Source organism: Psychrobacter sp. 1Y1 (assembly GCF_051847395.2).
Classification (GTDB): domain Bacteria; phylum Pseudomonadota; class Gammaproteobacteria; order Pseudomonadales; family Moraxellaceae; genus Psychrobacter.
In genome coordinates this window covers 1,908,629-1,924,765 of sequence record NZ_JBPYDF020000001.1, presented here as the reverse complement: position 1 = coordinate 1,924,765, position 16,137 = coordinate 1,908,629, and the positions used below count along the sequence as shown (strand labels likewise).

Sequence of the window (16,137 nt, the reverse complement as noted above, 5' to 3'; positions counted from 1 at the left end):
ATTAGATATAAAATAGCCTAAGCAAATAAAATTAAAACATTAAAAAGCCGTCACTAAAGGACGGCTCAAAACTTGCACGGTTTACAAATAAGGTTTTACGAGGCTGTTAGAGTTGGTATGCGCATCTAAAACAGTCAAAAAAGTATATGCACCAATAAACTTGCGGCTAATAAACATGAATTCTTTTGGTGGCAGATTAAATTCAAAGGACTGCATTGCACGTGTGGCCGTAGTAGATAGACGTGAATGTAATTTACTGTTGGCCCAAATATAGCGATTCTGCTCATCCAAACATTCACTAGGGATATTAGCATTTTTCTCAGGGTCACTAAAAGGCTCGGTAGCAAGCAAAAATAACGAAGCAATATCTGAACGTACTTTATTACTCATGCTATCGAAAAAGTCATATCCTTTCATAGCAAGGCTCATTGCTTGCTGATCATGGCGATATCCTGCGCGTAGTAGACCACGGGCAATCGTTAATAAGTTACCATCAAACTGACGAATCGCTCCAAAATCTAGCAAAACCAATCTATCGATATCTTCTTCGTTTTCGCTCACACGCACCAAGTAATTACCAAAGTTGGGATCGGTCTGCATCTCACCCCATACAAAAATCTCTTGCATCATGATTTCTATGGCTGCTTGACCAATAGCATTTCGGCGTTCATGAGGTAATAATTGTAATGCTTCTGAGACTACAGTTATACCAGGCTCGTATGACATACATAGCAGGCGTTTTTTAGAATAAGTACGATTAATCTTAGGCACGATATAGCGCGGATCATCAATTAAACGCTCGTAAAAACGCTCCGTCGTAGCCGCTTCCGCTTCATAATCGACTTCGTGATGGAGTAGGTCACGTATTTCCTCAAACCAAGCGTCGAGTGCGCGTGTTTGGGGAACGATATTACTTACTTTTAACAATCTTTTGAACAAGGCAAGGTCAGAGTTGATAGCGTCTGCCACACCCGGATACTGAATTTTTAACACAACTTGTTCGCCAGTGGCGAGTACGGTCGCACGGTGAACTTGAGCAAGAGAAGCAGTTCCGATGGGGACAGGATCAATGTCTAGCTCGTTTAGTTTGTTGCCCAGTAACTGGCGTAATGTTTGCTCAATCGTCGGCCAAGTCAATGTCGCCGTGTCATCATTAAGGGTTTGCAAAGCACGCGTAATCTCTGGCGGCAGTATATGCTCACCATAAATCGCTAGCATTTGACCAATCTTGACGACCGAACCTTTCAATTTACCTAACTCTGATGCCAGATAATTTGCCTGAGTTTCCATAAATGCCTGATTACGTGCAGTACGTGCTTCTTTATTTAAGAACATACCAGACACGCTATTACCCGCCCAACGACGACCAATATTCAAAGAAGTTTTTGCAATCGACATACGACGATCAAACCCTGAGGTTTTTAGGCTATCGATTGATTGCTTGTTGCTAAAAGGTTTAGACGTATCATTTGCCATAAGTATAATCATTCATCCAATTGGTATTGATTTGCGGGTTCGAAACCTACAATACAAGGGAGACGTGATGCACAGGTACAAAATTGTATCATATAAAGCGCGTTGGTTTTATGAGCCTGAGCTGGCCATTGATAGTTACTTTGTAAGCTAATATCTAGCGGTAACTATTGATAAATAGGTGCTTACTAGTTTGAGTATGATTGATAAATAGCTAGAATTTTTTAGCAAGGTCACTTGTTATTAAAACTTAGAAAAATCTATTTATAACCAATAGATTAGTATTAAAAAGATACTAAAAAATAAGACCTAGCATGATGCTAGGTCAAATAGTGATGTAGAGCTATAAAATACAGAAATACTATTAATCAAACATATTGAGCGAAACCTTCGCATTATCTAAAATGTTGCCCAAGACGTTACTCAATATGTCTCTTAGGATGCCTTAGCTGCTAAGCATTTTCGCGAGTGATGGCATGATGACCAATATCACGGCGGTACTGCGCACCATCGAAGCTAATAGCAGCGGTGACTGCTAAAGCTGCTTGCTGAGCATCAGAAATACTATCTGCTAGCGCAGTCACACATAAGACGCGCCCGCCGTTTGTGACGACTTCTTTATCATTATCATTAGAAAATGCCGTGCCAGCATGGAAAACTTTAACAGCTTCGTCGTTGTTAGGATCTAGTTCTGGCAAGCCAGCAATCACATCACCTTTAGATGAAGTTTCAGGGTAGCCTTTTGATGCGACAACGATACCTAGAGCAGGGCGCGCATCCCATTTTGCTTCACTAGGTAATTGACCTACCAAACCTTGTGCGACCAAATCGACCATTGATGACTGTAAACGCATTAAAATAGGCTGCGTTTCTGGATCACCAAAACGGCAATTAAACTCGATGACATACGGGTCGCCTGCCTTATCAATCATAAGACCAGCATATAAGAATCCAGTATAAGGATGGCCTGCGTTTTTCATGGCATCGACTACTGGTTGAATCACTTGCTGCATGACTTTGTTATGAACATCGCTGGTAACAACTGGAGCAGGGGAGTAAGCACCCATACCGCCAGTGTTTGGACCAGTATCACCTTCAAAAGCACGTTTGTGATCTTGGCTGGTTGCCATTGGCAAGATGTTATCACCATCAATCATACAGATAAAGCTGGCTTCTTCACCCTGTAAGAACTGCTCGATAACCACGCGGCTGCCAGCATCACCAAACTTATTATCCGCTAACATATCGTCGATAGCTTCATGTGCTTGTTCGATCGTTTCAGCAACGATGACGCCTTTACCTGCAGCAAGACCATCTGCTTTGATAACGATAGGCGCGCCTTGCTCATCGACATAGGCTTTTGCAGCGACTGCGTCGGTAAAACCTTGATAAGCAGCGGTTGGAATGTTGTTTTGTTCCATGAACTCTTTAGCAAAAGTTTTTGAGCCTTCTAACTGTGCACAGTATGCTGTTGGGCCCCATGCTTTGATACCTGCTTCACGACAAGCATCAACAATACCCGTAACCAAAGGCGCTTCTGGACCAACAATTACCATGTCGATATCGTTATTTTGACAAAAGGCGATAACAGCACTATGCTCGTCAGCGTCGGTAGACTCTAGCGTAACGTTTTGGCATTTAGGCTCAAGGGCGGTGCCAGCATTGCCAGGAGCGATGTAGACATTTTTTACATTGTCATCTTTTGCACATTGCCATGCCAATGCGTGTTCGCGACCACCTGAGCCAACCACCAAAATATTCATCATACCTTTTGCCCTTAGCATTAAAGTTAATAGTGAGCGAGTCGTACGCTCTTAAATATGTTGGCATATTCTAACAAAAAAACGCCTTCAATTACCATGAGTATCCGCCTGCCAGCACCGAATCATCCATATCGATGTCTAAAACCGCGTTGTCTCATTAGTAAAGGTTATCGACACATCGCTGATTCATGAAATGATGTTGTACACTTTAGCTCGCGCCTTATGTGCGTTACACTTCACTATATTGGTAGTATTAAATTCTGATGGCTACATATTACTAAAAAATAAGAGCAAAAAAGGAGAAAGTTTCTAACTGTTATAAAAATAAAATAAGTCGCGTGAATGGAAATACTGCACCGTTGCACCAATGATGAATATGCAGTAACAGTAGTCAATCTAAATCGATAAACTTAAATAAATAAATGTTAAACCAAATCTATAAAAAAAGGACGCAGGAAATGCCAAATTCCCTCAGTATCGCAAAAGAGCGCATTAGCCAGATAAGCGATATTGCTACCAGTTATGTACAAAAAGACAAATCACTATTTGATCATTTTATTCATAGCTATTATCAGCCGCTGCATCAAGAAACGGCAGAGGCGATTAGTAATGCTGACCTGGCGGGCATGGCGCTACATCACTTTACACTACTCAAAGCTTACAACGGCAGCAAGCCGCAGCTGACAGTACTAAACCCAGCAGCAGAAGAGCAGCACTTTCACAGCTCGCACACTGTCATTCAAATCGCAGCTTATGATAGACCATTCTTAGTTGATACGATTTTGATGAGCCTAGAAGCTGAAGGTATCGATGTTCATCGTACTTACAACATCATTATCAGTGTTGAGCGTGATGACAATGGTGATATCACCCATATCGAAGGCGCACATGAAAGTGCCACTTCACATATGTCATTGATTCATTGTGAAATTGCTTACCAAGACAACGAAGACTTGGAAGCACTGCAAAAAATGCTGATGTCAAAAATTGACACGCTTGATACGGTCGTTGGCGACTGGAAACAGATGCGTGCGCAGTTAAACGACATCAAAACTGAGCTTTCGACTAAGCCGCTACCAGAAGTGTTCTACTCACAACAAGAAATCCAAGCATTTTTAGATTGGATCTTAGACGATCACTTTATATTCTTAGGATATCGTGAATACCGCTTAGAAGGTGGTCAGTCTATCGAAATGACTTCTGAGCCGACCGATTTGGATTTATTTGCGATTGGTAACAGTGGACTTGGGCTATTACGTGGTTCTGAAAAAGACAAGCTATCAGAAAGCTTTAGCCAGTTGCCTAGAGGCTTAAAGCAATTATTGACTGAGCCACGCGTGTTAATGCTGTCTAAATCAAGCCGTGTGTCACCTGTACATCGCTCGGTATATATGGACTTTTTGGGCATTCATAAGTTCGATGATAACGGCAACCTAATTGGTGAATACCGCTTTATCGGTTTGCTTACGTCACAAGCCTATCAGCTGACTGTACAGCAAATACCGCTATTGCGAGAAAAAGCCAATAAGATTATGGCGATGGCAGACTTGCCACGTGACGGTCATGCCCATCACAAGATGATGCATGTGATTAACACCTTACCGCGTGATGATTTGTTCCAAGCCAGCGTCGAAGAGCTATATCCAATTGTTTCGGGCATTACTCAACTACAAGACAAAAAGAGCTTACGTCTATTTAGCCGTATCGACCATTATCAGCGTTTTGTTTCGTGCTTGGTCTATATCCCGCGTGATAAGTTCAATACCGAGCTACGTATCAAAGTACAAAACGTCCTAAAAGATGCCTATAACGGTATGTCTTCAGGGTTTACCACTGAGTTTAACGAATCTGCGCATGCTCGTGTGCATGTCCACGTACGTACCGTGCCTGGCCAAGTAAATGACGTCAATATCGCTACACTTGAAGCCAAATTATCAGCACTCATGCAATCATGGGATGATAATTATCAAAAAATGCTACTCGACAATGTGGGCGAACAACAAGCCAATGCTTTAAATCGTCGCTTCTTAAACTATATTCCTGCTGCCTACCAAGAGCGTTTTGATGCTCGTACCGCAGTCGAAGACACGAAGCGTCTGGCAGGACTGACCGCAGAGCAACCAATGCTTTGGCACTTATACCAGTCGACAGGCGATGCACGTAACCAGCTCCACCTAAAGCTATACGGTCGCGAGCAGCCGGTTATCTTGTCAAAAGTATTACCAATACTTGAAAACTTTGGTGTGTCAGTTATCTCAGCACAGACTTATGAGTTTGACTTGCCAGAGCAGCCTATCTGGATGCAAGAGTATGAACTGACCCTAGAGCATGTCGATACGGTCAATATGCAAGTAGTACGTGGTCAGTTCGAAGACAGCCTAAAACAAATCTGGGCAGGTCGTGTTGAAAGCGATTCATTTAATGAATTGGTATTAACGACTAAGCTCGATACTTATGATGTCGTCGTATTGCGTGCATTGTCTCGCTATATGCTGCAAGCACGTGCGCCATTCTCTAGTGCTTATATTCAGCAAACTGTGGTCAAAAACAGTGATATCAGTGTCGCGTTAGGTAGTTTGTTTGACGCACGTATGAATCCTAAGTATAGCGAAGAAGAACGTCAAGAAAAGGCTGCTACCATTCAAGAGCAAATCACCGCTGCGTTAGCAGATGTGGATAGCCTGGATGAAGATCGTATCTTGCGCTGGTACTTAGATTTGATCAATGCGATGGTACGTACCAACTTCTATCAAGTCGATAGTGATGGTCAGCGCAAAGATCGTCTGTCATTTAAGTTCTTGGCAGCAGACATTCCAAACTTGCCTAAACCAAAGCCAATGTTTGAGATATTTGTGTATTCACCACGCGTCGAAGCTGTACATTTACGTGGCGGCAAAGTCGCTCGTGGTGGTCTGCGCTGGTCAGATCGTATGGAAGATTTCCGTACTGAAGTACTTGGCCTTGTCAAAGCACAGATGGTCAAAAACGCAGTAATCGTCCCTGTAGGCTCTAAAGGCGGATTTATTGTAAAAACCAAGAGCATGGCTGATGGTCGTGAGGCGTTCCAAGCAGAAGGTATCGCTTGCTATCAGACATTCTTACGCGGCATGCTTGATGTCACAGACAATATTGTAGATGGCAACATCGTCCCGCCAGCCAACACGGTACGTCATGATGAGGACGACCCGTACTTGGTTGTCGCAGCAGACAAAGGTACAGCTACTTTCTCTGATATAGCCAACGCGCTAGCAGCAGAGTACAACTTCTGGCTAGATGATGCCTTTGCATCAGGTGGGTCAGTAGGTTATGACCATAAAGCAATGGGTATCACCGCTCGCGGTGGTTGGGAGTCGGTCAAACGTCACTTCCGTATGCGCGGTATGGACATCCAAAACCGTGATGACTTTACCGTTGTCGGTATTGGTGACATGAGTGGGGATGTGTTCGGTAATGGTATGCTGCTATCAACGCATACTAAGCTCGTTGCTGCCTTTAACCATTTGCATATCTTTATTGATCCTAATCCAGATACGGCAGCCTCGTACGCTGAGCGCGCACGCTTGTTTGAGCTACCACGCTCCTCATGGGCAGATTATGAAGCATCATTGATTAGTCAAGGTGGTGGTATCTTCTCGCGCCAAGACAAAACCATCGCTATCAGTCCTGAGATGAAGTCGCTCTTCGATATCAGTGAAGACAGCCTTGCACCGAATGATTTGATCAGTGCGTTACTACGTGCACCTGTCGATCTTATCTGGAATGGTGGTATCGGTACTTATGTCAAAAGTGCAAACGAAACGCATGCTGATGTGGGCGACCGTGCAAATGATTCGCTGCGTATCGATGGTAATGAGCTACGTGCAGCCGTCGTTGGTGAAGGTGGTAACTTAGGTCTAACCCAGCAAGGTCGTATCGAGTACGCTCAAACGGGCGGACGTATCTATACAGATGCAATCGACAACTCAGGCGGTGTGAACTGCTCGGACCATGAAGTCAATATCAAAATCCTACTTGGCAAAGTGGTCGAGCAAGGCGATATGACACTGAAGCAACGTAATGAGCTGCTTGAGAGTATGACTGACACCGTAGCAGAATTGGTACTGCGTCAAAACTACTTGCAACCACAAGCGATTGAGCTGAGCCATATCCGTGCAGCAGCTAACCTGAGTGATCATCAGCGCTTTATTCAGATGCTAGAGAGTGAAGGGCGTCTGGATCGTGCGATTGAGTATCTACCATCAGATGAAGAGATTGCGAAGCGCCAAAAAGCGGATACTGGTCTGACCAATCCTGAACTGGCAGTGGTCTTGGCTTATGGTAAAATGTGGGTTTATGACAATCTACTCTTATCTGATTTACCAGATTATCCGTACTTTATCAATGAGCTTCGTAAGTACTTCCCAGATGAGCTTGCGTCACGCTTCTTTGACGAGATGACTGAGCATCGTTTGCATCGCGAGATTATCAGTACTTACTTGACCAACAGTGTGGTCAACCGTTTAGGTATTGAAGCGCTATTCCGTCTTTTTGAGGAAACCGATCAATCACTAGCCACTATCGTACGTGGTTATGCGATTAGCCGTGATGTATTCAACGTATCGCGTGCTTGGAAAGCACTTGAAGCATTAGACAATCAAGTTGAGGCCACATTACTGCTGAACCTTGAGCTACGTCTACGTGATTCACTTGAGCGCGGTGTGGTCTGGTTTATCAACGCCTTTGGTCAAAACTTGCAAGTCGCTGATATGATTAGCCGCTTTAGTGAAAGTGTAGAAAAACTGACCAAGCCAAGTGGCTTTATCGAGCAGCAGTTTGCCCAATATCTGCAAGAAGATACCAAACGCTTGATGCAAAAAGAGCTGTCTGATAATGATGCTACGCTATTTGCGATGCTACCGTACCATGTCGATGCGCTCGATGCTGCATTGCTTGCTGAGCAATACGAGCGTCCTGTTGATGAGATTGCAACTTTATACTTTGAAGCCTATCAAGTATTACAGTTAGACTGGATGATGGAAAATATTGCGAACCTACCACAGCAAGATTATTGGGATCGCCGTGCACGCCATGCGTTAGTGAACGAGTTGTCACGCAGCTTGCGCTTATTGATGGATGCGGTACTGTCCAAACCAGATGCTAAGCAAGCATTTAGTGAATGGAGAGCAAGACACGTCGATCAGCTTGCAGCAGTCACCACAGAGATGAATAAGTTGGATGAGCTACATAGCAACGATGAAGAAGGTCAAATCGGTCTTTCAACGTTGTCAGTATTGATGAGTGAGCTTAGTGGTTTAGTTACTAAGTAATATCAACCCGAAACTGTCTCATAAAAAAACCACCGTTCTTCATGTTCGGTGGTTTTTTATTGTCTAAACGAAATGGTTTAATTGAATGTATTAAGTAGTACAGTGATTAACCTAACTTATGATGCTTTTTCACTGACGACTTTATGACACCCTTGGCCACTAATTCGGCTAAATCCGCCCGAGAGCTTCTCGACCTTTATTTGGGTTAAAATGCGATCTTTTAGCGCCTGAACATGGGATATCACCCCGATTAATTTACCTTCTTGCTGTAGATTGGTCAGCGTATCAAGTGCAATGTCTAAAGATTCCTCATCCAACGTACCAAACCCTTCATCCAAAAATAGCGAATCCACACGTATATTTTGGCTGGCCATCTGTGATAGCCCTAGTGCTAATGCTAGGCTAATGATAAAACCTTCGCCGCCTGAGAGGTTTTTAGTGCTGCGAATTTCACCGCCCTGATAATTATCAATGACATTCAGCTCAAGTGGACTATTATCATCACGAGCCAGTAAATAGCGATCGCTCATTTTTTGCAGCTGCGTATTGGCGTGAGTGACCATAAGGTCAAAGGTTAGCCCTTGAGCAAAAGTACGGAACTTTTTGCCATCAGATGAACCAATCAATTTATGCAATTGTTGCCAAACTTGCAGTTTGTCCTTTTGAGCAGTGATAGCATCAAGCTGTGCCTGTTGGGTGGTTTTTTTGTCTTCATTGTCCTTTAGACGCTGACTGATTGCACCGATTGACTCAATTCGTTTGTTAAATTCATCTTGGGCTTGTGATTGCTGTTGGGTAAGCGTTTCTCTATCGTCTACTGTCAGCGGATTGGCTTGTTTATCTGCAAGTGTTTTTTGTGTTGCATCCAATAAAGATTGCGCTTGCTTTAGGGCATAATCGATATGCTGTTGCTGCTGTCTAAGTGCGTTACGCTCATCTATGGGCAGGCGCGCCGCCAAAAATTCTGCTTCCGCATCAAAGCTGGAGGTGGCAAGTGCGTTATTAAATGCGGTATGTTGCGTTTCTAAGGTTTGCGTAGCTGCTTCGATACGATTGGCTAAGTTTTCTTGCTGCTTTATGAGTTGTTGCAAATTATACGTCTCTTTATCCAGTTGTCGTTGGGCAATACTGTGCGCCTCTTGTGCTTGCTCTAGCGTGTCTCTAAGCGTACGATCAGCTGCTTCTAGGTCGGCCGCCTCAAAAACCTCTGCGCGTTCGTCTTGAAACTGGGTTAGTGCAGCTATTTGTTTATTCTTCGCTTGCATTAGACTGTTAAGCGAATCGGTATCTTTTTTGAGCTGTGCTTCTTTATTCTCAATATATGCTTTTATGCGTTCAAGGTCGGTCTGTATTGTCTGCTGTTTGTCCTTATCTTCAGCGAAAGCGTCTTTTAGCTGTACGAGGGCGCGGCGCTGCTGACGTAGTTCTTCAAGATAACTATCATAATCTGCATTGCTCAGAATTTTTTGTTGTTTAATGCTAGCCGATAACAACTGTAGGTTCACGGGCGCATGTTGCAAGGTGCTCAGCGCCTCTGTCGGATAGCTACTGGCAGCATAAGGGTCAATACGCTGCAAAATGGCGGTAATGAGCGTTTGTAGTTCAGCAAAGTTCTCTGTGATTTTATTATCAATACTCGTTATATTACTTTCGGTAATGGTGATTTTGTATCTCTGCTCAGTGATATCATTTGCTAGTACTTGCTGGTCTTGTGACGCCGTCTCTAGCGTCTTACGCAAACGGCTCATATCTTCAAGAAGTCTGTCGTAGAGTGCTAACGAATCTTTGATACGGTCTTTATATGTCGCTAATTTGTTTTTGCTGGCGGTAAGCACTGGCACGATATCGTTATCACTACCCAACGCCAGTAACGGTTGTATCAAGTTGGCAATAGTACTGTTAGCTAAGTTTTCATCATTCATCTGCTGGCTGATGACATACAGCAGTTCTGTTATGGCGGTATCATGCTGCTGTATTTGCGCAGTGAGTTCGGCTTGCTGATTTTTTTTACTCGCAAGCGTACTTTGTTTACTTGCCTGCTCAATCTGCTGGGCAGTGATGCTTTTATTCAGCTCGGTAATTTGTTCATCTAAAACACTAATATACTGCGCTAATTGGGAGTTTTCGTCATCGGGTAAAAGGTGCGGGTGATTTTGAGCGTAAGGGTGCTCAAGCGCACCGCATAGAGGACAAGGTGTACCGTCTTGTAAATCGGCAATATAGTTCTCTAGCGCCGCAACCTTTTGTTGTAGTTGTAGCTGATTCAATTTGTCTTGGTGCTTTTCTTGCGTACTTTTGAGGCTTGCTTTTTTCGTTGTAATCAACTTTTCATAGCCATTGATTTCACTCTCTAGCTGCTCGATGTGACTGGTGATTTGTATCACTTGTGCGTTAAGGTCACGGCGCTGCTGGTCATGAAAGCGCAGCTGATCGAGCTGCTGGCTAGTGCTGTCTATCTGCTCTTGTGTCTCACGCATCTGTGTGACCGATTGCGCTTGAATCAGCTCGCTTTGTGCTTTTTTTAGTGCGATTAATTGCTTTTGGGTGACTTCATTTTTATCACTTTGTGCTTGTTGGCGTTGCTGTTGTACTACCAATGCGGTTTTGTATTCTTCTAATTCACGTGTTTGGCGTATCTTGTCTTGCGAAAGCACTGAATTTTGATATATTACCGCTTTTAGGCGACTGCACTTTTCATCAAAAATGGCAATATCGCCGTCTAAATAGCTTAAATTATCCGTACCGGTAAGTTTTTCGGTCAATTGCGCGCTTTGGTTTTCTTTATCTATGGCAATGCTTTTTTGCGCGGCAATATTTTCAAGCAGTTGCTCAGCGTCTGCCTGAAGTGTGTCATGTCTGACACGTGTATCGTTTAAAGCGCGACGTTGCTGGTCAATCTCGTTGTCGAGGTCACGTGCTTTCTGAATTTTAGGCCGTGCAATTTGCATTGTGTTTTCTGCATCTTGACGCTGTGTTAGTTGCTTCTCTAGCTGTGTGCGAGCGCTTTTTGTGAGTGCTTGCTGCTTAGGTAAGTCATATTCGAGCTGCGCTTTTTCTCGGCTTAATTCGTTAACGTGCTTGCGGGTAGATGATAACTCACCAAACTGACTATCAATCTCCAACGCTTTATTAGCAGCGATTAAGCGTTTGGCACTAGGGATGAAGTCTTGCTGAGCCTGCTGAGCCTGCGCTAGATCATTTTGATAAGTATTCAGTTTTTCTTTTGATTCTGTGACGCTATCTAGCCACTTTATCTTTTCGGCCAAATCTTGAATGGTCTGCTGCTGTTCACTTTGAGCACTTTGATATGACTGCAAGTCCGATTTTAACTGACTTTCTTCATCGGTATTTAAAAGCATCAACCCGTCTAAACCGTATTGCAGCTTATTAAGAATTTCTTCCTCGGTACGTTTCTTATCATGAACCTGTGTTGAGATGGTAGCGTAAATATCAGTGCCAGTGATTTTCTCTAAAATATCTGCGCGTTCATCAGCCTTTGCCTTTAGAAATGCTGAAAAGCTACCCTGAGCCAGCAATATAGAGCGAGTGAACTGCTGAAAATCCATCCGAGTCAGTTCAATGATCTTATTTTTGGTATGTTTTAAGGTGCTCTCTAACAGCGCATCCTCTTTTGACGAGTCACCAACGTTTATCTTAGCAATTTCATGAGTCGCATCTTGCAGATTGCCATCTGCTTTGTTGTAAGCACGGCGCTGTCCCCAGCGGCAGCGATACTGATCACCATTCAAATCAATCACTACTTCAGCGAAACACTCTGCCGTCTGCCGCGTCATCACCTCATTACTGCTCTTACTGATACTATTAATCCTTGGCGTCTCACCATATAGCGCTAAGCAAATAGCATCCAATATGGTGGTCTTGCCAGCACCTGTTTGCCCAGTGATAGCAAAGATGCCTTCATTGGTAAAGGCAGTATCAGCAAAATCAATATGCCATTCACCTTTTAGGGAGTTGAGGTTTTTTAGTCTGAGTTCGATTAGGCGCATGGATAAGTCTTAGTCTTAGTATTAGTAATAGCCGCAACTGCGAAAAATTTAGAAAAATAAGGAAGTGTGGTCATGATATGCCGCTTTTATTATTCTGCCTGTTTGTCTTCATGACGTAAGTTATAAAGTATCTGACCATAGGCATCGCGCAATAAGTCTTTTTGAGAATCAGCCACATCATTTATCGTCAAGCAGCGCTCAAACACTTCCATCTCATTTAAGTCCTGCAAGTTCTCAGATGTTTGCTGCTGATTGAGCACTTTATTATAAGTACGAGTGTTTTTTATCTTAAGCACTTCACATGGCAACCCTTCTACCATTGCTTGCACTTGCTCACGCAAATCACTGACGATTTCGTCACCTGTATAGACAATCTCTAGCCAAATAGAGTCCGATTGTGTAAGCGCTTGAATGGTTTGTTCAATTGTGGTTAGGTCACCAGATATTTGCGCCAATTGTTGGAACTTTGGAATGGGTAGGGATACTACTTGCATCTGATTAGCGTCATCGCGATGTAGAATTTTATTGCTATTCACGGCGTCAGTAGAAGTTTCTCGAATGCTTTTATATTGCTCAGGCTGAATAGGAGTATTTTCTACGACAGTAGATTTTTTAACTTCCTCATCTTCTAATGGCTCATCAAAGCCAAACAAGTCATCCATGAAAGGCAGTTCCTGACTAGACACTTTTTTAGCGGTTTTTTCTGCTAATTTATCTACTGATTTTTTCACTTGGGCGACTTCAATGTCAGCAGCTGTATCGATAGCATGAGGAGTAATACTATCAGGTGCGACGTTTAACCCTAAAATGTCGTTATTAAAATGCTCTGCAGCACCAAACTGTACCAGCAATACTTGCTTTTGCTGTTTGGCCTCTCCAAAACCCATCGCGATGGGTGAGCCTGAATAGCGAATACTCTCACGACCGCCAACACGCTGCGGCACGTGCAAATGCCCAAGTGCCACGTAATCGAAACCATCATTGAACATATCGGCGGATATTTTACCTAGTGATCCGACATATAGCTCGCGTACACCATCATCCTCGGTTGTTTTGCCACCAGACGCGAATAGATGTCCTGTCGCGATGATAGGAATATATCGCTGATGCGTTTTGATTAAGTCGGCTTGCTCAGCCTTCGCAATGTCTGCGACATTGTCATAATGCGCGCAAATACCAGCGATAACATTGGCGTCTTTGCTATCCGCGGACTCGCCAGCGCTACTGCTACGCACATCCCGATCGCGCAGATAGGGCACAGCGGCAATAATACAATGGGGGTTGTTGTCGTCATCACCCAAGACTAATACTTCATCATTCAAATCATCACAAGCCGTGCCAATTACATGTACGTTCAAAAATTTAAGCACATTGCTTGGCGCGTCTAAAAATGTTGGTGAATCGTGATTGCCTGCGACAATAACCACATGCTGACAGCAGGAGCGCGAGACCTTACCCAAAAACTCATAATACAACGCTTGGGCTTTATTGCTTGGGGTCATGGTGTCGAAGATATCACCCGCAACAATCAATATATCTACTTTTTGCGCGCTGATGGTGTCTTGTAGCCAATGCAGGAAGGACTCAAACTCTTCATAACGAAGACGCCCATACAGACGTCGCCCCAAGTGCCAGTCTGAGGTATGCAATATGGTCAAAGGTTTCATTTGCGTGGTTAAAGAAGAAGGCAAGCTAGCATCAGATATGGGCATAAGTAGACTATAAGTATGAGCAGTAGAAAGTCTTCATTCTAGCAAGAATCGTTGAGATTTGCGCTGTTGCCAAAAGAAAACCCTACCAATAATATACTGGTAGGGTTTTATTCTTATTGCAGGTTAGCAGTAAGCGCTAGTCAACAATCAATTGCTCCAGACCATCTCCTTGCTGTGTTGCAAGATTTGCGACCATCGATAGGGCGTGCGCTTGTTGGTCTATTGGTTGTTTTACTGCTTCACCTCTTGACCCTTCACGCAACCAATTTTTAGCTATATCATCGCTATTTTGACTGTGCTGCTGATTTTGTAAATTATACCAAGCCAAATCATGATGCAAGCTGACCACGTCGCCCATAATTAGGAGGGCAGGCGTTGGCAATTGTGCTTGTTCTTGTTTGGCAACAATCGTTGCAAGCGTACCTGTCAATACCTGCTGATTGGGCATACTCGCATTAGAGACGATAGCAATCGGCGTTTTGCTACTACGACCAGCGTCAACCAAGCCTTCAGTCAAACGTGCCAGCGAGTGCAGACCCATGTAAAATACGACTGTCTCATCAGTATTTAAAAAGTTCTCAAAATTACTGTTGGGTGCACCAGCCTTCAAAAATCCCGTCACAAAACGCACTGATTGTGAATGGTCACGGTGAGTTAAAGGAATGCCTGCATAGCTAGCAGCGGCATTGGCAGCAGTAATGCCTGGTACGACTTGGTAAGGTACATTATGTGCTCGTAGGCTCTCTATCTCTTCGCCGCCACGTCCAAAGATAAATGGATCGCCACCTTTTAAGCGCACCACACGGCGACCTTGTTTGGCATGATTGACGAGCAGCTCATTGATGCCTAATTGCGCAACTGTATGATTGCTGCGTTTTTTACCGACGAATACTTTGTCAGCATCACGGCGGCATAAGTCTAAGACCTGCGGTGAGACTAAAGCATCATAAAACACCACATCTGCTTGTTGCATTAGACGCAGTGCTTTAAAGGTCAACAGCTCTGGGTCACCAGGGCCTGCGCCCACAATGTAGACTTCACCAACGGCTGGTAAGCTTTTTTCTGACTCATCAGATAGAGTAGCAGTAATCATGTCTGACTCTTTTACCGCATTTACATCGTCGCTTTTCTTACTGATAGCAGCGGCAGTACTATCCAAATCAGCTTGCAGTTGTGCAGTCGCTTCAGTTTCATTACCGGCGAACATTAGCTGACTGACTTGGCCTTCAAATGCGCGCTCCCAAAACTGACGACGGCCAGTAAGCGTTGGTATCTTGGCTTTTACCTCACTGCGGAATTCACCTGCCAGCTTGGCTAATTTTCCATAGCCTTGCGGGATTAATGTCTCAAGGCGTGCCCGTAATAGACGTGCCAATACTGGCGCTTTACCATTTGATGAGATACCAATCACAATGGGATTGCGATCGATAATGGCTGGAAAGATAAAGTCACATAAATGCGGGGTATCGACCACATTGACTGGAATGTTTAGCTCAGTCGCATCTGCATGAATTTGGTGGTTCAGCGTCTCATCGTCAGTCGCGGCAATGATTACCCGTGCGCCTGACATATAGGTTTTATTATAGTTCTCATAGATAAATTCATGTTTGCTGTCAGTGAGTAAGGCTTGTAGCTCGTGGCTGATATCGGGTGCAAGTATAGTGATACAGGCGCCTGCACGGCTGAGCAAGTCCGCTTTACGCAGTGCCACTTCGCCGCCGCCCACGATAAGCACTTTACGGTCTTCTAATTTAAAAAATAGCGGGAAGGTGTTCATAATGTCACCATATATTTAATTGTTTATTATAAAAGGTAGAAAAGATATAAGGAATGTCGCCATTATGAGGTATCACAGGCACACTCTCACCTAGTGAAT

Annotated in this window: 6 protein-coding genes; 1 reads left to right on the top strand and 5 read right to left on the bottom strand. The window is 43.8% G+C overall.

Annotated elements, in window-relative coordinates; translation table 11 throughout:
* Positions 1–81: 81 nt before the first annotated feature.
* Both ACS8FA_RS21890 and purD read right to left on the bottom strand, forming a co-directional pair.
* Positions 82–1,476 carry an ABC1 kinase family protein gene (locus tag ACS8FA_RS21890; RefSeq protein ID WP_201572515.1) on the bottom strand — a complete coding sequence of 465 codons (1,395 nt, stop codon included), beginning with the start codon at positions 1,474–1,476 and terminating at the stop codon, positions 82–84.
* 449 nt (positions 1,477–1,925) lie between these two features.
* A complete protein-coding gene (purD, locus tag ACS8FA_RS21885; protein ID WP_439267211.1) occupies positions 1,926–3,236 on the bottom strand; it encodes a phosphoribosylamine--glycine ligase in 1,311 nt (436 codons plus the stop codon).
* Positions 3,237–3,694: 458 nt separating this feature from the next.
* Between purD and ACS8FA_RS21880 the strand changes: the two genes are divergently transcribed.
* On the top strand, positions 3,695–8,542 hold the full coding sequence (locus ACS8FA_RS21880) for an NAD-glutamate dehydrogenase (protein ID WP_439267206.1): 4,848 nt from the start codon (positions 3,695–3,697) through the stop codon (positions 8,540–8,542).
* A 116-nt stretch (positions 8,543–8,658) separates the two neighbouring features.
* Here ACS8FA_RS21880 and ACS8FA_RS21875 read toward each other — a convergent pair whose 3' ends face one another.
* From ACS8FA_RS21875 to cysG, 3 genes are all read right to left on the bottom strand, one after another.
* A complete protein-coding gene (locus ACS8FA_RS21875) occupies positions 8,659–12,549 on the bottom strand; it encodes an AAA family ATPase (RefSeq protein ID WP_439267204.1) in 3,891 nt (1,296 codons plus the stop codon).
* A gap of 89 nt (positions 12,550–12,638) precedes the next feature.
* On the bottom strand, positions 12,639–14,261 hold the full coding sequence (locus tag ACS8FA_RS21870; protein ID WP_439267202.1) for an exonuclease SbcCD subunit D C-terminal domain-containing protein: 1,623 nt from the start codon (positions 14,259–14,261) through the stop codon (positions 12,639–12,641).
* Between the two features lie 136 nt (positions 14,262–14,397).
* On the bottom strand, positions 14,398–16,038 hold the full coding sequence (cysG, locus tag ACS8FA_RS21865; RefSeq protein WP_439267201.1) for a siroheme synthase CysG: 1,641 nt from the start codon (positions 16,036–16,038) through the stop codon (positions 14,398–14,400).
* Between the last annotated feature and the right edge of the window lie 99 nt (positions 16,039–16,137).